Origin of the sequence: Chromobacterium piscinae (genome assembly GCF_021129175.1) — a bacterium.
GTDB classification, from domain to species: Bacteria; Pseudomonadota; Gammaproteobacteria; order Burkholderiales; family Chromobacteriaceae; genus Chromobacterium; species Chromobacterium piscinae.
The window spans coordinates 19,775-41,131 of record NZ_JAJOHV010000068.1; the positions used below are offsets into that span (position 1 = coordinate 19,775).

The 21,357-nt window shown below is 65.3% G+C and carries 24 protein-coding genes and 1 tRNA gene; 18 read left to right on the forward strand and 7 right to left on the reverse strand.

Features of this window, described 5'->3' with window-relative positions; translation table 11 throughout:
* Nucleotides 1-50: 50 nt before the first annotated feature.
* Nucleotides 51-126, reverse strand: a tRNA-Ala gene (locus tag LQR33_RS17225).
* Between the two features lie 204 nt (nucleotides 127-330).
* Here LQR33_RS17225 and hpnC point away from each other — a divergent pair.
* From hpnC to LQR33_RS17270, 9 genes are all read left to right on the forward strand, one after another.
* Nucleotides 331-1,143, forward strand: coding sequence for a squalene synthase HpnC (gene hpnC, locus LQR33_RS17230; protein WP_231469857.1), 813 nt, complete (start codon nucleotides 331-333; stop codon nucleotides 1,141-1,143).
* A 69-nt stretch (nucleotides 1,144-1,212) separates the two neighbouring features.
* Nucleotides 1,213-2,058 carry a presqualene diphosphate synthase HpnD gene (hpnD, locus tag LQR33_RS17235; protein ID WP_021475117.1) on the forward strand — a complete coding sequence of 282 codons (846 nt, stop codon included), beginning with the start codon at nucleotides 1,213-1,215 and terminating at the stop codon, nucleotides 2,056-2,058.
* Nucleotides 2,055-3,326, forward strand: coding sequence for a hydroxysqualene dehydroxylase HpnE (hpnE, locus tag LQR33_RS17240; protein ID WP_231469859.1), 1,272 nt, complete (start codon nucleotides 2,055-2,057; stop codon nucleotides 3,324-3,326). The genes hpnD and hpnE overlap by 4 nt, the downstream gene beginning before the upstream one ends.
* On the forward strand, nucleotides 3,323-4,084 hold the full coding sequence (locus LQR33_RS17245) for an SDR family oxidoreductase (RefSeq protein WP_231469861.1): 762 nt from the start codon (nucleotides 3,323-3,325) through the stop codon (nucleotides 4,082-4,084). The genes hpnE and LQR33_RS17245 overlap by 4 nt, the downstream gene beginning before the upstream one ends.
* Before the next feature lie 14 nt (nucleotides 4,085-4,098).
* A complete protein-coding gene (locus LQR33_RS17250) occupies nucleotides 4,099-4,635 on the forward strand; it encodes a hypothetical protein (protein ID WP_166438232.1) in 537 nt (178 codons plus the stop codon).
* Nucleotides 4,636-4,707: 72 nt separating this feature from the next.
* Nucleotides 4,708-6,069: a DNA repair protein RadA gene (gene radA, locus LQR33_RS17255; RefSeq protein WP_231469863.1), complete on the forward strand. Its 1,362-nt coding sequence runs from the start codon at nucleotides 4,708-4,710 to the stop codon at nucleotides 6,067-6,069.
* Between the two features lie 4 nt (nucleotides 6,070-6,073).
* Entirely contained in the window at nucleotides 6,074-6,634 is a 561-nt protein-coding gene (locus tag LQR33_RS17260) for a sigma-70 family RNA polymerase sigma factor (RefSeq protein ID WP_104947555.1), read from the forward strand.
* On the forward strand, nucleotides 6,631-6,825 hold the full coding sequence (locus LQR33_RS17265; RefSeq protein ID WP_166438234.1) for an anti-sigma factor family protein: 195 nt from the start codon (nucleotides 6,631-6,633) through the stop codon (nucleotides 6,823-6,825). The genes LQR33_RS17260 and LQR33_RS17265 overlap by 4 nt, the downstream gene beginning before the upstream one ends.
* A gap of 95 nt (nucleotides 6,826-6,920) precedes the next feature.
* A complete protein-coding gene (locus LQR33_RS17270) occupies nucleotides 6,921-7,796 on the forward strand; it encodes a hypothetical protein (RefSeq protein WP_231469865.1) in 876 nt (291 codons plus the stop codon).
* 48 nt (nucleotides 7,797-7,844) lie between these two features.
* On the opposite strand, the gene LQR33_RS17275 is transcribed toward LQR33_RS17270, so the two are convergent.
* Entirely contained in the window at nucleotides 7,845-8,198 is a 354-nt protein-coding gene (locus tag LQR33_RS17275) for a DUF2325 domain-containing protein (RefSeq protein ID WP_221664764.1), read from the reverse strand.
* A gap of 261 nt (nucleotides 8,199-8,459) precedes the next feature.
* Here LQR33_RS17275 and LQR33_RS17280 point away from each other — a divergent pair, with 261 nt between their 5' ends.
* Nucleotides 8,460-9,251 (forward strand): transporter substrate-binding domain-containing protein, encoded by a 792-nt coding sequence (locus LQR33_RS17280; RefSeq protein WP_221664763.1) that lies wholly within the window; start codon nucleotides 8,460-8,462, stop codon nucleotides 9,249-9,251.
* Nucleotides 9,252-9,298: 47 nt separating this feature from the next.
* Here LQR33_RS17280 and LQR33_RS17285 read toward each other — a convergent pair whose 3' ends face one another.
* Nucleotides 9,299-10,261: a hypothetical protein gene (locus LQR33_RS17285; RefSeq protein WP_231469867.1), complete on the reverse strand. Its 963-nt coding sequence runs from the start codon at nucleotides 10,259-10,261 to the stop codon at nucleotides 9,299-9,301.
* A 104-nt stretch (nucleotides 10,262-10,365) separates the two neighbouring features.
* Complete coding sequence (locus LQR33_RS17290) at nucleotides 10,366-11,985, reverse strand: ABC1 kinase family protein (protein WP_331282868.1); 1,620 nt, start codon at nucleotides 11,983-11,985, stop codon at nucleotides 10,366-10,368.
* A gap of 123 nt (nucleotides 11,986-12,108) precedes the next feature.
* Between LQR33_RS17290 and LQR33_RS17295 the strand changes: the two genes are divergently transcribed.
* From LQR33_RS17295 to LQR33_RS17330, 8 genes are all read left to right on the forward strand, one after another.
* The gene (locus LQR33_RS17295; RefSeq protein ID WP_231178921.1) at nucleotides 12,109-12,843 is read left to right on the forward strand and encodes a C40 family peptidase; all 735 of its coding nucleotides are present in this window, start codon (nucleotides 12,109-12,111) and stop codon (nucleotides 12,841-12,843) included.
* A 61-nt stretch (nucleotides 12,844-12,904) separates the two neighbouring features.
* Nucleotides 12,905-13,126, forward strand: a complete 222-nt coding sequence (locus LQR33_RS17300) for a hypothetical protein (protein WP_021477620.1) — start codon at nucleotides 12,905-12,907, stop codon at nucleotides 13,124-13,126.
* An 11-nt stretch (nucleotides 13,127-13,137) separates the two neighbouring features.
* Complete coding sequence (locus LQR33_RS17305) at nucleotides 13,138-14,376, forward strand: lipoprotein-releasing ABC transporter permease subunit (protein ID WP_166438240.1); 1,239 nt, start codon at nucleotides 13,138-13,140, stop codon at nucleotides 14,374-14,376.
* On the forward strand, nucleotides 14,369-15,061 hold the full coding sequence (gene lolD / locus LQR33_RS17310) for a lipoprotein-releasing ABC transporter ATP-binding protein LolD (protein ID WP_070979083.1): 693 nt from the start codon (nucleotides 14,369-14,371) through the stop codon (nucleotides 15,059-15,061). Before LQR33_RS17305 ends, lolD begins: the two co-directional genes overlap by 8 nt.
* Nucleotides 15,062-15,101: 40 nt before the next feature.
* On the forward strand, nucleotides 15,102-16,391 hold the full coding sequence (locus LQR33_RS17315) for a mechanosensitive ion channel family protein (RefSeq protein ID WP_021477617.1): 1,290 nt from the start codon (nucleotides 15,102-15,104) through the stop codon (nucleotides 16,389-16,391).
* 9 nt (nucleotides 16,392-16,400) lie between these two features.
* Nucleotides 16,401-17,021 (forward strand): response regulator transcription factor, encoded by a 621-nt coding sequence (locus LQR33_RS17320; RefSeq protein ID WP_166438241.1) that lies wholly within the window; start codon nucleotides 16,401-16,403, stop codon nucleotides 17,019-17,021.
* Entirely contained in the window at nucleotides 17,022-17,471 is a 450-nt protein-coding gene (gene nudB, locus LQR33_RS17325) for a dihydroneopterin triphosphate diphosphatase (protein ID WP_221668286.1), read from the forward strand.
* Between the two features lie 156 nt (nucleotides 17,472-17,627).
* Entirely contained in the window at nucleotides 17,628-18,254 is a 627-nt protein-coding gene (locus tag LQR33_RS17330) for a nucleotidyltransferase domain-containing protein (protein WP_231469871.1), read from the forward strand.
* A gap of 34 nt (nucleotides 18,255-18,288) precedes the next feature.
* Here LQR33_RS17330 and LQR33_RS17335 read toward each other — a convergent pair whose 3' ends face one another.
* From LQR33_RS17335 to gntR, 3 genes are all read right to left on the reverse strand, one after another.
* On the reverse strand, nucleotides 18,289-19,596 hold the full coding sequence (locus LQR33_RS17335; RefSeq protein ID WP_221668288.1) for an MFS transporter: 1,308 nt from the start codon (nucleotides 19,594-19,596) through the stop codon (nucleotides 18,289-18,291).
* 46 nt (nucleotides 19,597-19,642) lie between these two features.
* Nucleotides 19,643-20,143, reverse strand: a complete 501-nt coding sequence (locus LQR33_RS17340) for a gluconokinase (RefSeq protein WP_221668289.1) — start codon at nucleotides 20,141-20,143, stop codon at nucleotides 19,643-19,645.
* 172 nt (nucleotides 20,144-20,315) lie between these two features.
* Nucleotides 20,316-21,335 carry an HTH-type transcriptional regulator GntR gene (gntR, locus tag LQR33_RS17345; protein ID WP_221668290.1) on the reverse strand — a complete coding sequence of 340 codons (1,020 nt, stop codon included), beginning with the start codon at nucleotides 21,333-21,335 and terminating at the stop codon, nucleotides 20,316-20,318.
* Nucleotides 21,336-21,357: the final 22 nt, after the last annotated feature.

Consider the following 21,357-nt stretch of genomic DNA (forward strand, 5'->3'; position numbering starts at 1 on the left):
AATGAGAAAAGCCCGCATGCGCGGGCTGATTTTGTTGTGAAGCAGAAGGTTGGTGGAGATAAGCGGGATCGAACCGCTGACCTCTTGCATGCCATGCAAGCGCTCTCCCAGCTGAGCTATACCCCCGGTGGTCCGTCGCTGCGTTCACAGTGCTGAGCATTCTATGCGTGTCTTTTTGGCTTGTAAATACCTTGTCGTGCAAAAAGTGAAAATTGCCGCCATGGCGCTGTCGGCATGGCTCAGGACATGCGGGCATGGCATTGTCAGCGGGCAGGACGCTGCAAGGAGGCGTCGGGTATAATCGGCGGCCCGGATACGCAGGAGGGCGCGATGTCGGTCGGCCACTACGAGAATTTCCCGGTGGGTTCGCTGTTGCTGCCGCGCAAGATGCGGCGCGCGGTCCACGCCATCTACCATTTCGCCCGCTATGCGGACGACGTGGCCGACGAGGGCGATGCCGGTCCAGCCGAGCGCCTTGCTGAACTGGATCGTCTGGAGGCCGATCTGGACCGCATCGCGGCGGGCGAGCCTCCCCGGATCGAACTGATGGAGTCGCTGGCGGCGGCCATCGCCACGCATGGCTTGCCATTGCAGCCGTTCCGCGATTTGTTGTCCGCCTTCCGCCAGGATGTGGTCAAGACCCGCTACCAGAGCTTCGCCGAGCTGGTCGATTACTGCCGCCGCTCAGCCAATCCGGTCGGCCGGCTGATGCTGGCGCTGTACGGCGAGTCCGACGCGCGCAGCCTGGCTCAGGCCGACGGCATCTGCACCGCCTTGCAACTGATCAACTTCTGGCAGGATGCGGCGGTGGACTGGGGCAAGGGCAGGGTTTACCTGCCGCAGGAAGATCTGGCGCGTTTCGGCGTCGACGAGGCGCAGATCGCCGCCGGCCATTTCGACGCCAAGTGGCGGGCATTGATGCTGTATCAGGTGGAGCGGACTCGCAAGATGCTGCAGGCCGGAGCGCCATTGGGCAGAACGCTGCGCGGCAGGCTGGGGCTGGAGTTGAGGCTGATCGTGATGGGCGGCGACCGCATTCTGCACAAGCTGCACGCGTCCGGAGGCGACGTGTTCGGGCAGCGTCCCAAGCTGGGCGCTGGCGATTGGATATATATGATGTGGCGGGCGTGCCGGGCCAAGTGAGCCTGCGCCGCGCCATGGATGGAATGCATCCGGTCCCAAGACGGGCCGGCGACAGTAGGGGGGAGGCGCGTGACGCCCGATCAGTATTGCGAAGACAAGGCCGCGGCCAGCGGTTCGAGTTTCTATTACAGCTTCCGCTTCCTGCCGGAAGCGCGGCGGCGGGCGATCACCGCGCTGTACGCGTTTTGCCGCGAGGTGGACGACGCGGTGGACGAATGCCACGACCTGAGCGTGGCCCAGGCCAAGCTGGCCTGGTGGCGCGGCCAAGTGCAGAGGGCCTACCGCGGCGAGGTGGATCACCCGGTGATGCGCGCGCTGCTGCCGCATCTTGAAGCTTTCCATCTGCCGCAGTCGGAGCTGGAAGAAATCGTCGACGGCATGGAGATGGACCTGAGCATGGTGCGCTATCAGCGTTTCCAGGACCTGCTGCTGTACTGCCACCGGGTGGCAGGCGTGGTGGGCAAGCTGGCGGCGCGCATCTTCGGCTATACCGACGAGCGCACGCTGGAGTACGCGCACGAGCTGGGCGTCGCCTTTCAGCTGACCAACATCATCCGCGACGTCGGCGAGGATGCGCGGCGCGACCGCATCTATCTGCCGATGGAGGAGCTGCAGCGCTTCAACTGCCCGGCGATGGACATTCTGCATTACGAGGAAAGCGACGCCTTCAAGTCGCTGATGGCATTCCAGATCGAACGCGCGCACGAGCATTACCGCAAGGCCTGGGAATTGCTGCCGGCGGCGGATCGCAAATCGCAGCGTCCGGGCCTGCTGATGGCGGCCATCTACCGCGCCACGTTGCGGGAAATCCAGCAGGATGGCCCGGCCAAGGTGTTGAACCAGCGCCTGTCGCTGGGGACCGGCCGCAAACTGTGGCTGGCCTGGAAAACCTGGACCTTCGGCTACAAGCCGTGAAACCCAGGGTGGCGGTGGTGGGCGCCGGCTGGGCCGGGCTCGCCGCGGCGGTGGAACTGGCCGGCCATGCAGATGTCACCGTCTATGAGGCCGGGCGGGAGCCCGGCGGCCGCGCGCGCTGCATCGGGCGCGCGGAAGACAGGTTTGACAATGGTCAGCACATTTTGCTCGGCGCTTATGCAGAATGCCTGCGCCTGATGCGGACAGTCGGCGCCGATCCCGACCGCTTGCTGCTGCGCCAGCCGCTGCAGTGGCGGAGGGAAGGGGGGCTGAGCCTGGACTGCCCGCGCCTGCCCGCTCCGCTGCATCTGGCCGCGGGATTGCTGGCGGCGCGCGGCCTGGGCTGGCGCGATAAATGGCTGCTGGCGCGCGCGCTGGACGGCTTGCGGCGCGGCGGCTACCGGCTGGCGCGCGATTGCAGCGTGGCCGAATGGCTGGCGGAGCAAGGCCAGAGCCGCAGGCTGCGCGATGATTTCTGGCGGCCGATGGTGTTGTCGGCGCTGAACACGCCGCCGGAGCGGGCGTCGATGCGCGTGCTGGCCGCTACGCTGCGCGACAGTCTGGGCGCGCGGCGCTCGGACAGCGACCTGCTGCTGCCGGCCGCCGGGCTGTCGGCGCTGTTTCCCGATCCGGCCTGGCGCTGGCTGGGGGAGAGGGGCGCGGATCTGCGCGCCGGATGCCGGGCGCGGCGGATCGCCCCGCTTCAGGATGGTCCGCAAGTGGACGATGAAAGGTATGATGCGGTGATAAGCGCCGTCGCGCCCTATCATGCGGCGGAGCTGCTGGACGAGCCGGCCCTGCGCGCTGCGCTGGATGCCTACCGCTACTGGCCGATCGCCACCGTCTACCTGCGTTTCGACGTTTCGCCGCGGCTGCCGGCGCCGATGATGGGCGTCAGCGGCGGCGGCATGGACTGGCTGTTCGACCGCGAGGCGCTGGCAGGGGAGGCCGGCCTAGTGGCGGCGGTGCTCAGCGCGCCGACGGCGCTGCCGGACACAGAGGAACTGGTCGCCAGGGCGCTGGCCGACGCGCGCCGGTTGGCGCCGCATCTGCCGGAATCGGCGCGCAGCCGCGTGATCGTGGAAAAGCGGGCGACGTTCGCCAGCGAGGTCGGCCTGGAGCGGCCGGCGGCGCGGACGGCGCAAAGGGGAATCTATCTGGCCGGGGATTGGGCGCATCCCGATTATCCGGCGACGCTCGAGGGGGCGGCGCGCAGCGGCGTGGCCGCGGCGGCGGCCGCATTGCAGGACTTAGGAATAGAACCATGACGATGAAGACCGAGTTTGCCCAAGACGCGCTGGCAGGGCGCGTGATCCTGATCACCGGCGCCTCCCAGGGCGTGGGGCGCGAGGCCGCGCTGGCCTTTGCCCGCCACGGCGCCACCGTGGTGCTGCTCTCGCGCAGCGTCAAGGGGCTGGAGAAGGTCTACGATGAAATCGTGGCGGCCGGCGGGCCGGAGCCGGCGGCGGTGCCGCTGGATCTGCTGAACGCGGGCGAGAACGAATTCAACCAGCTGGCGCTGACCATCAAGCGCGAATTCGATCGTCTGGACGGCATTGTGCATTGCGCCTCGCATTTCTACGCATTGTCGCCGCTGACCAACCAGACCATAGAAGAATGGATGAACCAGTACCGGATCAACACCGTGGCTCCGTTCGCGCTGACCCGCGCCTGCCTGCCGCTGCTGAAGGACGCGCCGGACGCGTCGGTGCTGTTCGTCGGAGAGCATCACGCGCTGCATCCGGCGGCCTACTGGGGCGGTTTCGGCGCGTCCAACGCTGGCTTGCCGTACCTGACCAAGGTAGCGGCCGACGAGTGGGAGATGCTGCCCAATCTGCGCGTCAATCTGTTGCTGCCGGGGCCGGTCAATTCGCCGCAGCGCAACCGCACCCATCCGGGCGAGGACAAGAGCGAGCGCGCCGATTTGGCCGATCTGATGCCGCATTTCCTGTACTGGCTGGGCGGCGATAGCCGCGGCCACAGCGGGGAAGTGGTGGAGCTGGACCTGCGCAAGCCGCGCGGCTGAAACGGGGAGAGGGCATGAAGAGACTGCTGTTGTTGGCCTGCGCGCTGCTGCTGGGCGGCTGCAACTATGTGAACAGCGTGACTGGGCTGAGCAAGGATTCCGACAAGGCGATAGGCGCGGCCTGCCGGCAGACCGGCCGCTCGCTTGAGGAGTGCTACCAGCGCAATCAGAGCGCGGACAAGGCCTTCATCTACGCCGGTTGGCGCGAGATGAACGAGTATATGGCCAAGAACAAGCTGGAAACGATGGAGCCGTTGCCCGAAGCCGCGGCGCAGCCGGCCTCCGGCCCGACGCCGGCGGTAGCCGGCAAGCGCGCGGCGAGCGGCTCCACCTCGTCGGCCGGGCAGACCGGCCTGCCCGATCTGATGAGCAGCGAAGAGGCCGACCGCGCCGCCAAGAACGATCCCCAGGTGGCGGCCGTGATGCGTGCGATACGCAACGGCCAGCCGCCGGCCAAGCATTCATCGTCGGCGCCGCCCGAGGACCAGAAGCGTCTGCTCAACATCATCCAGGAATTGAACAAGTCTGACCCGGGCCGCAATCCGGGTTGAAGCGTTTTTGACTGCCGGTTTCGCGCCGTCCTGCTATCCTTCCGCCTTTGATTCACCCTGAATCCTTCCCTGATGGCCAAGAACAAAACCGTGTTCAGCTGCACCGAGTGCGGCGGACAATCGCCCAAGTGGCAGGGCCAATGCCCGCATTGCAATGCCTGGAACACGCTGACCGAGGCGGTGGCCGCGCCGGCCGCGGCCGGTCCGCGCTTCCAGTCGTGGGCGGCCAACGTCACCAAGGTGCAGAAGCTGTCCGAGGTGCAGACCGAGGAAACCCCGCGCGATCCGTCCGGGATCGACGAACTGGACCGTGTGCTGGGCGGCGGCATCGTCCGCGGCGCGGTGGTGCTGATCGGGGGCGACCCCGGCATCGGCAAGTCCACGCTGCTGTTGCAGGCGCTGTCGCAGATCGGTCAGAACCGCAAGGTGCTGTACGTGTCCGGCGAGGAATCCGCGCAGCAGATCGCGCTGCGTGCCTCAAGACTGGCGCTGGATACCAGCAGCGTCGACCTGTTGGCCGAAATCTGCATCGAGAACATCTTGGCTACGCTGAAGCGGGAACAGCCCGAGGTGGTGGTGATCGATTCGATCCAGACGCTGTACACCGAGCAGGTGACTTCGGCGCCGGGCTCGGTGTCGCAGGTGCGCGAGTGCGCGGCGCAATTGACGCGGATGGCCAAGCAGAGCGGCATCACCGTGCTGCTGGTCGGGCACGTCACCAAGGAAGGCTCGCTGGCCGGTCCGCGCGTGCTGGAGCACATGGTGGACACCGTGCTGTATTTCGAGGGCGATTCCCACTCCAGCTACCGGATGATACGCGCGATCAAGAACCGCTTCGGCGCGGTCAACGAGCTGGGCGTGTTCGCGATGACCGACCGCGGTCTGAAGGGCGTGTCCAATCCGTCGGCCATCTTCCTCTCGTCCTACCGCGACGATGTCGCCGGCTCCTGCGTGCTGGTGACGCAGGAAGGCACCCGGCCGTTGCTGGTGGAGATCCAGGCGCTGGTGGACGACTGCCACGGCTTCCAGCCCAAACGCCTCACCGTCGGCCTGGAGCAGAACCGGCTGGCGATGCTGCTGGCGGTGCTGCATCGCCACGGCGGCGTGGCCTGCTTCGACCAGGATGTCTTCCTCAACGCGGTGGGCGGCGTCAAGATCAACGAGCCGGCGGCCGACTTGGCCATCATCCTGGCCATGGTTTCGTCCTTGCGCAACAAGGCGCTGCCGGAGAAGCTGGTGGTGTTTGGCGAAGTAGGCCTGGCTGGCGAGGTGCGGCCGGTGACGCGCGGCCAGGAGCGCTTGAAGGAAGCCGCCAAGCTGGGCTTCACCCGCGCCATTGTGCCTAGCGCCAATAAGCCGCGCCAGGAGATCGAGGGCCTGAAGGTATTGGCCGTGGATCGCCTGAACCAGGCGGTGGAATTCTGCAGGGAGTAAGCGCATGGTAGATCCGCAAGCGATAGAACAGGAACGCCCCTATCTGCTGCGTTACGCGTTGGCGCAGCTGCGCGAGCGCGACGCGGCCGAGGAGGCGGTGCAGGAGACGCTGCTGGCGGCGCTGGAGTCGCGGGATAATTTCTCAGGCAAGTCGACCTTGCGCACCTGGCTCACTTCCATCCTGCGCTTCAAGCTGATCGACGCCCTGCGCCGCAAGGGCAAGGAGAAACTGTTCGAATCCTTGGATGATGAGTGCGACGACAGCGATTTCGACGGCTTGTTCACCCAGGACGGCCATTGGCGTGAGCCGATGCGCGCCTGGAGCGGGCCGGAGTCGCAGCTGGTTTCCAAGCAGTTCTGGCAGGTGTTCGAGGAATGTTCCAAGGTGATGCCGCGCCGCACCGCGATGGTGTTCGCGATGCGCGAGGTGATGGGGATGGAGATCGCCGACATCTGTAACAATCTCGAGATCACCGCGACTAACTGTTCAGTGCTGCTGTACCGCGCGCGCATGAGCCTGCGCGAGTGTTTTTCAATACGCTGGAGCCGGGAGGACGAGCGATGAAGTTGAATTGCCGCGCTGCCAGCCGGCTGATATCCGCCGGGCTGGACCGTCCGCTGAGCATGGGGGAGTTGCTCAAGCTGAAAATGCATTTGATGTTGTGCGGCAACTGCAGGCAGTTTTCGCAGCAGCTGGGCATGCTGCGCGATGCCGCGCGCCAGGCGGGCAGAGGAGGCGACGCGTCCGGCGGGTAATGCTTTTGACATTTTCGCCATCGCTGGCGACACTGGGCCTTTCTTGCTGAAGAAAGGCCTTTTTCATGTCCGCCCTTGCCGTTCTCGATGCCTTGATGCGAACCCATGACGATCGCCCGGACGAGGCGATCGCGCAATTGCCCGGTTTGCTTGCGTCCCCGGATCTTTCCGCCGCCGCGCTGCCGCGGGCGGCATGGCTGGCCAACCATCTCCTGGGCGAGAAGAAGGGGGATTGGCGCGGCGCCTGGGCTTTGCTGAAGAGGCTGCCCCTGGCCGAGGCCGGCCCGGTATTGCTGCGCCATTGCGCGGTAGCTGCCACGCTGGCGGGCGACGCGCTGGGATCCTGGCAGCTGGAGCGGCAATGGCTGGCGGGCGGAGCGAATGCGGAATGCGTGCGGTTGGCGCTCCGGCTGGGCGTGCTGCAAGGGGCGCAGGGCTCGACACCGCTGCCGGGACTGTTGTCGGAATTTTCAGCCTTGCTGGCCGCGCTGGAGTTATGCGAGGCAGGGGAGCTGGACGCCGCGCTGGCATCCTTGTTGACGAATATCGTCTCGGCGCTGTTGGAGCGCGACGAACTGGACATCCGCGATCCGTCCTGTGCGGAAATCTTGTTAAGCGGCGCGCGGATCGCCCGACTGCTGTGGGGCCGGGCGGGCAACTGGGTCAACCACGAGCGGGCGGAATACCTGCTGGCGTTGACGGCGAACCGTTTCGAGCGTTGGCCGGATGGCTTGTCGGCCGCAGACGCCGGTCTGGCTTTGATCGCCGCCAGTGGCGAAGAGGACGTGGACCGTGCCTTCCTGTTGCTGGAGCGGGCGCGGGCGCTGCGGGGGGCGGGCCGCCAAGCGGAAGCGGAGGAGGCGTATGACGCGGCGCAGGCGCTGGCGGCATCATTTGACGCCGACCTGCGTCCATGGTTCGAAGACTGCGCGCGGCGGGCAAAAAGAGAGCCGGCTGCGGCCGGCTCGTGAAGCTACAAAGGTAAGAGCTTAGAGAAAAATCTTGCTGAAACAGACGCTTCAACGCTTGCGTTTGAGCGGCTTGTCGCCGCCGCCGCGTTGCGGGCAAGCGGCGCAAGGCTGCTCGCACATGCCGGCGCCGGTCAGCGATTGCTTGAGCGCGCAGACCGAACGCCGACAGGCGATGAAGCGGATTTGATGTTCGGCCGCCAGTTCGCGGAAATGGCGCATCACGTTGTGGCCGAGAAAATCGGTGAACAGGATCAGCAGATCGGTGCCGGCGGGCAGGCGGTCCACCTTGCGTTGATGCGAGCTGTTGCGGCCGCTCAGGTGGCGGTGGATGGTGATGCCGTAGTTCTGCAGCACGTCGGGGATGTTGCCCAGAGTGTCGGCTCCAACCAGCATGGCGTTCATCGTGGAGTTCTCCTGTGTGAGTTTTTGAAAATGATAATAATTATCATTTGCAGAGTCAATCCTGTTTTTCAAGGCCTTTTTTCCATCGCTACCGAATGATCCGATTCCGTCTGGCCATGCCTGGAGTGGGGGCTGTGGCGCAAAGCATTGCGTGGAAAGGATTTTTCACGGATTTGACCTGGCCGCCGGACGGCCATCGCCTATGGTGTAAGGAATGGTTTTTGCCCTTAGTGCCAGTGCGGCGACGGAGCGGGAGGCGATATGACTTTGGCCGGTTGGAAAGGATGGGCGCTTTGCGCGCTGTTGCTATTGCCGCAGGCTCCGGCGCTAGCGGGCGGCGAAGAATGGGCGCGCATTCGGCGCGACGGCGCGTTGCAGATCGGTCTGGAAGGCACTTTCCCGCCCTATAGCCAATTGGCGAGCGGCCAGTTGCAGGGCTTCGAGGTGGACTTCGGCCGGGCGCTGGCTGCGCAGATGGGGGTGGAGGCGCGTTTTCAGACCATGGTTTGGGATCATATGCTGGACAATCTGGCGGCCGGCCGGATGGATGTGGTGATCAACCAGGTGGTGGCGACGCCGGAACGCAGGAAGCGCTTCGAATTTTCCATTCCCTACACTTACTCCGGGCTGCAGCTGGTGGTGCGCAAGCCGGATTTGCCGCGCTTCCACGGCGCCGGGGACTTGGCCGGCGCCCATGTCGGGGTCAGCGCGGGCACCAATTATGAGCAGTGGCTGCGCGACAACGCGCCGCAGGCCCACATCCATCGTTACCCGGACGATCCGACGAAATACGACGGCCTGCGCCGCGGCGAGGTGGACGCCATCGTGATCAACCGGCTGGCGGCCTTCAACCTGGCGCAGAAGACGCAAGGCGAGCTGGCGCCCGCCGGCCGCATGCTGGCGCGGGAGGACGCCTGCGTGGTGCTGCGCAAAGGCAGCCCTCAGTTGCTGGCGGCGGTGAACCGGGCAATAGGCCACCTGCAGCGCGACGGCACCTTGCAGACGCTGTCGCGCAAGTGGTTCAAGGCGGACATCGTCAGCCGGCCGCAGTAGGCGGCTGGCCCGCGAACGATGCTTTCGCGCGGGCCTTCCGGCTGCGCTCAGCCATAAATGTCCAGCTGGCTGATCATGCCGGCCTGGCCATCCTCCTTGACGAATACGCCGGCGCGCCGCATCTGCGCCTGCGGGGCGGCGTCGCTTGCGTTGGCGCGCATGGTCAGCGGCGCATCCACGCTCGGCAGCAGGATGGCGCCGATGCTGGCGTCCTTCAGCGAGCTCAGCTGATCTTTGCCGTCGCTGCCGCGGCCGGTCCAGATCTTGAGCTGGGCGAAGGCAGGATCGCTCTCGTCGATCACGCCGTCGTGGTTGCTGTCCAGCTTGGCCAGGTCGGCGAAGCCATTGCCGGACTGCGGGCCGAACAACTCGCTGCCGTCATTGATCTTGCCGTCGCCGTTCTTGTCCAGCGCCAGCCAGCCGCCCTGGCTGGAGAAGGGCAAATTCACCATCTGTCCGTTGTGCTGCAGATCGAAGCTGACGCTGGCGCCGTCCAGACTGCCGGCGCCGCCGCCAAGATTGACCATCAGCGGATCGTGGCTCGCGGCACCGCCGGACTGGTAGCTCTGGCTGCTGTGGTATTGGTAGCTGCTCTGCATCTGCATGTTCAGCGAGAATTGCAGCTGCTTGCCGTCCTGGGTGGTGATCTGGCCTTTGGCGGTGAAACTCAGCTGCTGCTGTTGCTGGTAGTCGATGTCCTGCTGTGCGCTGACGGTGGGGTCGGGGATGGCGGAGAGATGCGAATTCTCAGGCCGGAGCGGGAACAGGCGCAGCAGCTTGAAATGGACGCCGAAAGCCTTTTCCAGTATCGCCTCGATCAGGCTGTAGACCGCATCCTTGTCCGAGCCCAGTTGGTCCAGCAGGCTGGCCTCCGTCGCCTGGCTGCTCAACTGCACGTTGTCGGCGGAGCTTGGCTGCGGGGAAGTCACGGAGAGGGTCTGGGTGACGTTGAGGGATTGGCTCTGGCTGAAGCTGCTGCCAAGGCTGACGGTGGCGGAGGCGATTTTCATGGCGGCGTCCCTTAAGGTGTACCCCCTCGCTATCGACCCGTCTCCGCCCGACTTGATGCCGCAGTTCCCCGTATTGCCAATGGTTCCGATGCTTGTACCAGCGGTTATAAGTCCTTGCCGGAACGCCATATCGACCAGACTAGCCACACGCTGTTGAACAGCGCCAGCATGAAGCCGAAGAAGCCGAAGAAGGGCAGGCCGAACAGCTTGGGGCCGGCGTTGACGGTCATCACGATAGATGAGCCTATGATCAGGCAGCCGGTGACGATGCCCATGGTCAGCCGGTTGCTGCTGCGGTCCAGCTGCTTGCCGAAACTGTCCAGCCGCTGCAGGTCGAGGTTGATGCGGAACTTGCCGTGGCGCATGTCGCGGCCGATGCGGACCAGGTCGCGCGGCAGGCCGGCTATCATCTCCAGTCCTTCGGACAGCGATTGGCGGCCGCGCTTGAGCAGCGCCGCCGGATGGTAGCGGGCGACGATCAGCTCCTTGACGAAGGGCGTGATGTGCGCGACCAGCTGGAATTCAGGGTTCAGCTGCCGGCCCAGGCCCTCCAGCGTCACCAGCGCCTTGAACAGCATCGCCATGTCCGGCGGCAGCACGATGCCGTGATTGCGGATCAGCGCCATGATGTCGCCGATCAGCTGGCTGATGTTCAGCCCCTTCAGCGGCACGTGTTCGTACTGGAACATGAATTCGCCGACCTCGTCGGCGAATTTCGGCATGTCCACCGGCGTGTTGCCGGTCCATTCGACCAGCACGTCGATGATGCCGTGCTCGTTGCGCTCGGCCACCGCCGACAGCAGGTCGACGATCTCGTCGCGCCGCACGTGGCTGATGCGGCCGACCATGCCGAAATCGATGAAGGCGATGCGGTGCTCGGCCAGGAAGAACACGTTGCCGGGGTGGGGGTCGGCGTGGAAGAAGCCGTTGACCAGGATCATCTTCAGCACCGCGTCGGCGCCGCGCTGGGCCAGCAGCACCGGGTCCAGGCTGCTGTCGCGCAACCGCGCCAGATCGCTGGCCGGTACGCCGTCGACGTAGCTCTGCACGTTGACCGCGGCATTGGTGTATTCCCAGTGCACCCTCGGCACTTCGACGAAGGGGTCGTCGATGAAATCGCGGGCGAAACGCTCCATATTTCGCGCCTCGATCGCCAGGTCCAACTCGCGGCGCAGCGAGCGCGAGAACTGGGCGACGATGCCGGATGGCTGGTAGCGGCGCAGCTCGGGAAACTCCAGCTCCAGCAGGTGGGCCAGGTGGGCGAGTATGCGCAGGTCGGCTTCCACCTTGTCGGCGATGCCGGGCCGGCGCAATTTCACCGCCACCTCGCTGCCGTCCTTCAGCCGCGCGCGGTGGACTTGGGCGATGGACGCGGAGCCTATCGGCTGCATGTCGAACTCGGCGAACAGCTGGTCGGCCTCGGCGCCCAGCGCGTCGACTATCAGCTTGCGCACCATGGCCGGCGGCAGCGGCGGCACCCGGTTCTGCAGCTTCTCGAATTCGTCTATCCAGTCAGGGGGGAACACGTCCACGCGGGTGGACAGGATCTGGCCCAGCTTGATGAAGGTGGGACCCAGCTCCTCGAACGCCAGCCTCACCCTAACCGCCGTCGGTTGGCTGGATTCGCTGTCCGGCAGCGACAGGTTCAGCCATTCTCCGGCCTTTTCCATCGCGCGCGGCAACTTCAGCCGCTGGGCGAACTCTCCCAGTCCATGACGGATCAAAATTCCGCTGATTTCTCTTAACCGCGGTAAGTCCCGCATTGCAATCAAGGTTTCCCGAATCATGTGCTTTTCGCCGTCCCGCTTGGCTTTACACTACCGGTCCCGTCCGATAGAGTGCGGCCTATGAAATTGCAACTCCGCTTATCAGCGCTGGCGCTGGCGGGCTTCATGGTTTTTGCCCAGGCCGCGCCAGACAAGGCCCCGACCGAGGGGAAGGCCGCCGCCGACAGTTCGGCGACGGACAAATCGGACGATCCCATCTCCAAGTACGCCGCTCCGCAAGAGGATGCGGTGGGCGACTTGCTTTTGCAAGCGATGAGCCTGCTGGGCGTCGCTTATCGCTTCGGCGGCAACACGCCGGACGACGGCCTGGACTGCAGCGGCTTCATTCGTTACGTGTTCCAGAAATCGCTGCGGGTGAACCTGCCGCGCACCGCGGCCGAGATGGCCCGGGTGGGCAAGTCGGTCGGCCGCGGCGAACTGATGCCGGGCGACCTGGTGTTCTTCAACACTCTGGGCCGCAGCTACTCCCATGTCGGCATCTACATGGGCAACAACAAATTCATCCACGCGCCGCGAACGGGCAAGAACATCGAAGTGTCGAACCTGTCGCAGAGCTACTGGACCGCGCGTTACAATGGCGCGCGCAGGGTCAATCGTAGCACCGCCTTGCTGGCCGCCGATACCTCCGATGACGTCAGCGTGAAAAGCGCGGCGAAATCGTCCGCGGCCCCGGAAGCGGCGAAATGCCGCAAGGGCAAGAAATGCAAGGCGGCGGCCGAGCCCAAGGGCAAGAAGGGCGCCAAGGCGCAAAAGGCGGCGAAATCGGTCGGCAAGAAGAAAAAGGGCCGGCACTGAGCGGTCCGGCCGAGCGACGATGCCCGCTTTTCGCGGGCATCGTGTTTTCAGGAACAGGAATATGGCATTGAAAATCGAAATACCGGTATGGCGCGACCCGGAGGGCAACGTCGTCGCCTGCGTCGAGAAGCTGAAGGTGATGCGCGAAAACCTGGAGGAAATCGCCCAGATGGCCCAGGACGCGTTCGAGGACGCGGTGCTGATGGGCTGCGAGGAGCAGCAGGTGCGCGACTTCCTGGTGGCGATGATGCAGAGCCTGGACAATCCCTACCGTTCCGAATGAGAAAAACCGAGATGCCTTTTGAAGCCTTCATCGGGCTGCGCTATCTGCGCGCCAAGCGCCGCAACGGATTCATCTCCTTCATTTCCCTGATTTCCATCGTCGGCATCGCCCTCGGCGTGGCGGCGCTGATCATCGTGCTGTCGGTGATGAACGGGTTCCAGAAGGAAATCCGCGGCCGCATCCTCAGCGTGGCCTCCCACCTGGAAGTCAGCGGCTACGACGGCCGCCTCGCCGGCTGGCGCGACGCGCAGGCGATGCTGGTCAAGCAGCCGCACGTGCAGGCGGCCGCGCCCTTCGTCAGCAGCCAGGGCCTGTTCGTCGCCTACGGCAATGTGCGCGGCGGCCTGGTGCGCGGCATCGAGCCCGCGCTGGAAAACAAGGTGGTGGACGTGGGCCATCACATGGTGTCCGGCAAGCTGGAAGACCTGAAGCCAGGCAGCTTCGGCATGACGCTGGGCGTGGAGCTGGCGCGCCAGCTGGGCGTGGGCGTCGGCGACAAGGTGACGCTGATGACGCCGCAGGGCAACATCACGCCGGCCGGCATGGTGCCGCGCTCCAAGCAGTTCACCGTGGTGGGCATCTTCAAGGTGGACATGTTCGAATTCGACGCCTCGCTGGCGATGGTCAATCTGCGCGACGCCCAGGTACTGGAGCGGATGGGCGATTCCGTCAGCGGCGTGCGGCTGCGGCTGGATGACCCTATGCTGGCGCCGCAGCTGAAGGCCGAGCTGCGACCGCGACTGCCGCAACTGCTGGTCACCGACTGGACCGACACCAACGCCAATTACTTCCGCGCGGTGCAGATCGAGAAGCGGATGATGACCATCATCCTGACGCTGATCGTCGCGGTGGCGGCGTTCAACCTGGTATCCACGCTGGTGATGGTGGTGACCGACAAGCAGGCCGACATCGCCATCCTGCGCACGCTGGGCGCGTCGCCCGGCAGCATCATGAAGATCTTCGTGATCCAGGGCGCGGTGGCCGGGGTGCTGGGCACGCTGGCCGGGGTGGCCAGCGGCGTGGTGATCGCGCTGAACCTGGACGTGATCGTGCCGGTGATCGAACGCATCATCGGCACCAAGATCCTGTCCAGCGACGTGTACATGATCGACTACCTGCCGTCCGACGTGCAGTGGGGCGACGTGTCCACCATCACCATCATTTCGCTGCTGCTGGCCTTGTTCGCCACCCTGTATCCCAGCTGGCGCGCCTCGCGCACCCAACCGGCGGAGGCCCTGCGCTATGAATAAGGTATTGAGCTGCCGCTCGCTCGGCAAACGCTACCAGGAAGGCAAGCTGGGGCTGGACGTGCTGTCAGACGTGAATCTGGATGTTGGCAAGGGCGAGCACCTGGCCATCGTCGGCGCGTCCGGCTCAGGCAAAAGCACGCTGCTGCATCTGCTGGGCGGACTGGACACGCCGACTTCCGGCGCGGTGGAGGTGCTGGGCCGCGACCTGTCCACGCTGTCGGAAACCGAGCGCGGCAGGCTGCGCAACGAGTCGATGGGCTTCGTCTACCAGTTCCATCACCTGCTGCCGGAATTCACCGCGCTGGAGAACGTGATGATGCCGTTGTTGATCCGCCGGATGGACAAGGCCGAAGCCGCCCGCCGCGCCGGCGAAATGCTGGAGAAGGTCGGGCTGGGCAAGCGCCTGGAGCATAAGCCGGGCGAGTTGTCAGGCGGCGAGCGCCAACGCGCCGCCATCGCCCGCGCGCTGGTGACGCAGCCGGCCTGTCTGCTGGCCGACGAGCCCACCGGCAATCTGGACGTTCATACCGCCGGCCAGGTGTTCGAGCTGATGCTGGAATTGAACCGCACGCTGGGCACCAGCCTGATCATCGTCACCCACGACCTGGAACTGGCCGGCCGCACCCAGCGGGTGCTGCGGCTGAACGAGGGCCGGCTGGCGGCGTCGGATGCCGTTTCTGCCTGATGGCGGCTTGCCCGCCGCGTTTTGACCAAGGAGTCGGACATTGTTGTTCATCCGCAAGGAAATGAATTTTTTCGCGCTGCTTGACGCGCTGCAGACTAAGAACGGCCTGATCGAGCTGGCGCTGGGCCTGCTGTGCGTGATCGCCGCCTATGCGCTGGCCCGCCGGCTGTATCGCTACTGGTTTGCTCATAACCCTGAGCGCTACGACCAGTTCTTACCCTATACCGGTTTCCGGCTGGTGCTGCCGGTGTCGGCCCAGGTGCTGGTGGTGCTGGCCAGCTTCACCTGGGGCCGGCTGGAGCACGCGCCGATGCTGGTGCTGCACATCCTGAGCGCGCTGCTGTTCTGGCTGGCGGTGATCCGCCTGTGCACGGCGGTGGTGCGCCAGGCCTTCCCGCATAGCCGCTTCGAGCGGCATTCCGAGCACTTTCTGGCCTCGGCCTTGTGGCTGGGCTTCGTCAGCTGGACCATAGGCTTCGACGTGGCGGTGATGGATTGGCTGGAGTCGATTTCCTTCTACGTGGGCAAGACCCGGCTGGACCTGCTGACCATTCTCAATGGCCTGCTGTGGGTGACGGTGATCGTGGTGGTGGCGCTGTGGGCGAGCCGCCTGATCGAAGCCCGCATCATGAAGCTCAAGCACCTCGATTCCAATCTGCGCATCGTGTTCGCCAAGCTTACCCGCACCGGCCTGGTGGTGGCCTCGGTGCTGGTGGCGCTGCCGGTGATGGGGATAGACCTGACCGTGCTGTCGGTATTCGGCGGCGCGGTGGGTATCGGCCTGGGCCTGGGTTTGCAGAAGATCGCCAGCAATTTCGTGTCCGGCTTCATCATCCTGCTCGACCACTCGATCCGCATCGGCGACCGGCTGATGGTGGACAACCGCGTCGGCTACGTGACCAAGATGACCTCGCGCTATGTGGTGTTGAAGGGTTCCGACGGCACCGAGGCGCTGATCCCCAACGATGCGCTGATGTCCAACACGGTGATCAATCAGTCCTACTCCGACAAGAATATGTGGACCAGCCTGCCGGTGCAGGTGGCCTACGGCACCGATCTGGACTTGGCGCTGAGCCTGCTCAAGCAGGCGTCGGACCATCCGCGCGTGCTGAAGAATCCGGGCGCCAACGCCTTTGTCACCCTGTTCGCCGACAGCGGCATCAATCTGGAGCTGGGCTTCTGGGTGGCCGATCCGGAGAACGGCTTTATGGGCCTGAAATCGGACATCAACCTAGCCATCTGGCGGCTGTTCAAGCAGCACAATATCGAAATTCCCTTCCCGCAGCGGGAAGTGCGCATCGTCGGCGACAAGCCGGCGGGGCAGGGCTGAGGAGGCATCATGAGCGCGAAACGGCTGGCCATCATCGACGACGACGAGGCGGTGCGGCAGTCGCTGCTGTGGCTGCTGGATGGCCAGGGCTACCGCGCCGACGGCTTCGACAGCGGCGAGGCCTTCCTGGCCGCCGGCAACGGACATGACTACAACGGTATCGTCCTGGACCTGAGGCTGTCCGGCATCAGCGGCATCGTGTTGCTGGAGAAGCTGGCGCACTGGCCGTATTGCCCGCCGGTGATCATGCTGACCGCGCACGGTGACGTGCCGCACGCGGTGGCGGCGCTGAAGCTGGGCGCGCTCGATTTCATCGAGAAGCCGTTCGACGACGTGCGCCTGCTGGAGCGCGCGGCGGCGGCGGTGGAGCTGGACGAGCAGAATCGCCAGCGCCACGGCCTGCAGCGCAAGGTGTCGGCGGCGCTGGCGCTGCTGACCGAGCGCGAGCGCGAGGTGATGCAGCTGATCCTGGCCGGCAAGCTGAACAAGCAGATCGCCGAGGAACTCAGCATCAGCATGAAGACGGTGGAAGTCCATCGCTCGCGGGTGTTCGAGAAGATGGGCGTCAAATCGGCGGTGGAGCTGGCCGGCATGCTGGCCGCGCCCGGCGCTCAGGGAGGCAAGCTTTAAATGGGCAGCAAGCAGCCTGTGTCGGTGCTGGTGGTGATCCATAGCCGCGATGGCCGGGTCCTGCTGATGGAACGGGCCGACAAGCCCGGCTACTGGCAGTCGGTGACCGGCAGCCGCGAGGGCGGCGAAGACCTGATCGACACAGCCCGCCGCGAAGTGGCGGAGGAAACCGGCTTGGACGCGTCCCGTTTCGAACTGAGCGACTGGCATCTGGTCAATCGCTACGAAATCTACCCGCACTGGCGCCACCGCTATCCGGACGGCGTCACCCACAACGACGAGCACGTGTTCGGCCTGCTGCTGCCCTCACCCTGCGAGGTGGCGCTGGCGCCGCGCGAGCATCTTGGCTACCGCTGGCTGCCGTGGAGTGAGGCCGCCGAGCTGGCGTTCTCGCCATCCAACGCCGAGGCCTTGCGCATGCTGCCGGAAAAGCTGGGTCTGATTGCCTGAGCCGCCGATGCTGATATGTGAAAAAAGCCCGCTTAGGCGGGCTTTGCCGCATCCGGGAGCCGGAGTTTGACGTCTGCTTATGAGTGTATGGCCTTGGTGGTATGCTCATTCGCTAGACTTGGCTAAGAGGGAGGGCGGATGGAATTTACTGATCTGTTGCCGCGCATCGTCGCCGAGCTTGAACGCGACGGGCGCCTGCACACGGTGCTCCTGTATGGTTCCAGGGCAGACGGCAGCGCCAATCAGGGCAGCGATTACGATATCGCTGCCTTTGGGACCGTGCCTCAGATGACGCGGGATACCCGCCGCATCGATGGCGAATACCTGGATCTGTTTCTGTATCCGGACAGCGTGCTGCATGAGCCGTTCGACGCGCATCTGTCTTTGCGAGGGGCGAAAATCCTGCGCCAGCGCGGCGAGGAGGCGAGCCATTTCCTGGATAGGCTGGAGGCGCTCCATGCCGCCGGGCCGGAGGCGTTGCCGGAGGATGAATTGCAGGCGCGCCGGGATTGGGCGCACAAAATGGCGGCGCGGATCCAGCGCGGGGATGTCGAGGGCGATTACCGTCGCGCTTGGTTGCTGATGGCTTTGCTGGAAGACTATTTCGTGCTGCGAGGGCTGTGGTACGAGGGACCGAAGAAGGCGCTGCGGTGGCTGGCGCGGCACGACGGGGAAAGCCGGCAGGCTTTCGAACTGGCCTTGAAACCCAATGCGGGGAATGAAGCCATTGAGAAGCTGGTGTTGAGCGTGGCGGGGCCGCTGCGGGGCAGCGCGATGGAATGAAAAACCCCGGCTCGCGCCGGGGCGGGGGACGGCCTTAGTCCGGGGAGACACCGGGCTCGGGCAGTTGTTCGATGCGGCCCAGCAGGAAGACGAAGGCCAGGATGCCGATCACCAGCATGAAGCCGGCCACCAGGAAGGCATTGGTGAAGGAGTGGGTGGCGCCGACGATGAAGCCGGTGACGATGGGGGCGACCGCGCCCATCATATTGTTGGCGAAGTTCATGATGCCGCCGACGGTGCCGGTGCCGCCGCGCGGCGCGATCAGGGACGGCAGCGACCAGCCCACCGGCGCGGCGGCGGCCAGGCCGCTGAGCGCGATGGTGATCCAGACGATGGCGATGTAGGGGTCAGTCGTCGTCGTCGCGCCGAACACCGCCATACCCATGGTCATCCCGCACAGCAGCACAGTCTTGCGCACGCGGGTTTCATCGTGGCCGCGGGCGATCAATTTGTCTATCAGCCAGCCGCCGACGAACAGGTCGGACAGGGTGGCGAACATCCACGGGATGGCGGAAAACCATGCCGATTTGAGAATGTCCATGTGCATCGCCTGCACCAGATAGCCGGGCAGCCAGGTGAGGAACAGGTAGAACACATAGCCGTAGGCGGCGAAGCCGATGGACAGCCCCCACACTTTGCGCTGGCGCAGCAGGTAGCCCAGCATCGCCATCGAGCTCTGCTGGCTGACGCCTTCCTCGGCTGCGCCGCCCTGGACGATGTATTGGCGCTCGGCCTCGGTCAGCTTGGTGTCGGCGCTGGGGTCGCGGTAGATCAGATAGAAGGCGATGAAGTACAGCACGCTCAGGATGGCGGACACGCCGAAGCCCCAGCGCCAGCCCAGGTGCACCACCGCCAAGGCGACCATCGGCACGCCGATCACATTGGAGAATTTCGCGGCGGCGTCGAAGATGGCGGTGGCCATCGCCCGTTCGCGGCGGGGAAACCAGTAGCCGGTGGCCTTGGAGCTGACCGGGAAGCCCGGCGCTTCGGCGACGCCCAGCAGCATGCGGGCGGCGAAGATGCCGGCGAAGCCGCCGGCGCAGGCGGTGAGGGTGGCGGCTACGCCCCATAGCAGCGCGCCCAGGCGGCCGATGCGGGTGGTGCCGAAGCGGTCCAGCACCACGCCGGTGGGAATCTGCAGCAGCGCGTAGCTCCAGAAGAAGGCGCTGAACAACAGGCCGAGTTGGCCGTTGCTGAGGCCGAACTCCTGCTGCAACTGCGGCGCAGCCACCGACAGGCTGATGCGGTCGAAGTAATTGACCAGGATGCCTATGCCCAAGAGCCAGCCTATGCGCCAGCGGCGGGCAGGGACCTTGAATTGTTGCGGGGACGGGGCGTTCATTGTTGTTCTCCTCTTTGATACTGCCTTTGCGTTGAAACGGTTGGGTTCAGTCCAGCTCGGCCAGGATGCGCCGCAGCAGCGCGTCTGGCGGCAGGGCGACGTCGCAGGGAATCGCGGCCTCGTCGGCGCCCGGGACCTCAAGGTCGCGGAACTGGCTGTCCAGCAAGCTTTCCGGCATGAAGTGGCCGCTGCGCTCGCGCATGCGCTCGGCGATCAGCGCCTGGTCGCCGAACAAATGGACGAAGCGCAGGCCGGGATCTCCGCCGCGCAGCACGTCGCGGTAGCGGCGCTTCAGCGCCGAGCAGGCCAGCACTATGGGCTCGCCGCTTTCGCGGCCCTGGCGCAGCTTGCCTGCCAGATTGGCTAGCCAGCCGGCGCGATCGTCGTCGTTCAGTGGAATGCCGTCTCGCATCCGCGCGATGTTCTCGGGGGGGTGGAAGCTGTCGCCTTCGATGAAGCTGGCGCCGATCGCCTCGGCCAGCATGCGGCCCACGCTGCTTTTGCCGCAGCCGGCCACGCCCATCACCACGATATTGCCGTTTTTCATGTTAGCGCTAACAATTAATGTGGAAAGATAGCCAGCTCGACGCCGGCTGAATGACGATGATGTTAGCGCTAACAAAAAGTACACAACAAGCAGTTGGATCAAGTTTCGCGTTTGTCGGCGGCGCGCTGTAGTGGGAGAGCAACAACGCGGGAGGCCGCGCGGATGCTGGATTTCAGCTGCTGCGGCGCAGCATCAGCTGGAAGCCCAGGTCGGCGCGGCGCGATTCCGGCTCCTCGCCGTCTATCAGCCGCAGCAGGGCGCGGGCGGCGTGGACGCCGATGTCGCGGCGCGGCGTGGCCACCGTGGTCAGCGTGGGCGTGCACCAGGCCGACGGCTGCAGGTCGTTGAAGCCTGCGATGGCCAGCCGCTCCGGCACGGCGATGCCCAGCTGCTGGCTGCGCGACAGCGCGCCGATCGCCAGGTCGTCGTTGCAGCAGAACAGCGCGTCGCAGTCCGGGCGCTGCGCTAGCGCCGCGTCCAGCATGTCGGCGCCCATCTGCATGCTGGAGGGTTGAGGGTCCAGCCATTCCAGCCCGGCGTCGCGGCAGCCGGCCGCGTCCAGCGCCGCGCGGTAGCCTTCCAGGCGTTTCATCACCCGTTCGTCCAGCTGGGCGCCGAGAAAGCCGATGCGGCGTTTGCCGCGCGACAGCAGATGGCGGGTGATGGCTGCGCCGGCTTCCTCTTGCGAGAAGCCCACGCAGCAGCGGCCATCGTCGGCCAGATCCATCATGTAGACCGCCGGCAGCGCATGCTGGCTCAGAATGCGCTTGAACGGCTCGGCGTGGCTGAGGCCGGTGATCAGGACGCCGTCGGGCCGGTGCTGCAGATAGGCGCGCAATAGCTGCAGCTCCTGGCCGGCGTCGTAATGGCTGTTGCCGATCAGCATCTGGTAGCCGGCGGCGTCCAGCACCGTTTCGATGCCGGCCAGCGTCTCCAGGAACACGGTGTTGGCCAGCGAGGGAATCAGCACAAGCACCGTCCGAGATCTCGCCGAGGCCAGCGTGCTGGCGGAGCGGCTGGGCACATAGGCCAGCGCGTCGACCGCCTGCATCACTTTTTCGCGCAGCGCTTCGGAAACCTGCTGCGGTTGATTCAGCACCCGGGATACGGTGATGGCGCTGACGCCGGCCGCCTTGGCCACGTCATGCATGGTGACGCCGCTGCCGGAGCGGACGCGCGGTTTTCTGGGCATGGATTTCTCGAGATGGATTGGC